We start from the raw sequence: 585 nt of genomic DNA, 5'->3' as shown, positions 1-585 counted from the left end.
CGGGTGCAATTCTCCAGCCTGATCCTGACCGGCCAGATGCGCCGCGATAACGCGCTCGAAGCGCTCGAAAAACCGGCCTATGACCCGGAGACTATCGAGCGCGAATTCGACTACGTCGCTCGCAAGCTGGGCATCACGAGCGAGGAACTGCGCGGCTATTTCACCATGCCGCGCAAGACCTATGCCGACTACAAGAACCAGCGCTGGATGTTCGATCTCGGCGCAAGGGTGCTCCAGGCCATAGGTGCGGAAAAGGCGGTCAAACGGTGATCGCGATCCTCGGTTACGGGCTCGGCAATGTCAAGGCATTCGCCAATATTTATACGAGCCTCAACATCCCTTGCGGAGTGGCGCAGGACCGCGAGGCTTTGGCCGCTGCGGATCGCATCATCCTGCCCGGCGTCGGTCACTTTGACCACGCGATGCTCAGGCTGAGAGCGTCCGGCCTGCTTGAGCCGCTTGAAGAAGCGGTGTTGGGCCAAGGTAAGCCGGTTCTCGGAGTGTGCGTCGGCATGCAGATGCTGGCCCATTCGAGCGAGGAAGGCGACGAAGCAGGACTTGGCTGGATCGATGGAGAAGTTACCA

At 60.5% G+C, this 585-nt stretch carries 2 protein-coding genes; both read left to right on the top strand.

Going from position 1 to position 585, the window contains the following annotated elements; all coding sequences use genetic code 11:
• The coding region (locus tag FRW57_RS22635) for a hypothetical protein (RefSeq protein ID WP_203230524.1) at positions 1 to 270 on the top strand (270 nt) is incomplete at its 5' end.
• On the top strand, positions 267 to 585 hold a 319-nt coding region (locus FRW57_RS22630; protein WP_420853292.1), incomplete at its 3' end, for a glutamine amidotransferase-related protein. The genes FRW57_RS22635 and FRW57_RS22630, both read left to right, overlap by 4 nt.

Origin of the sequence: Segeticoccus rhizosphaerae (assembly GCF_009192725.1) — a bacterium.
Lineage (GTDB): Bacteria > Actinomycetota > Actinomycetes > Actinomycetales > Dermatophilaceae > Segeticoccus > Segeticoccus rhizosphaerae.
Note: the sequence above shows the minus strand (reverse complement) of the source record. Positions and strands in the feature narration are given on the sequence as shown.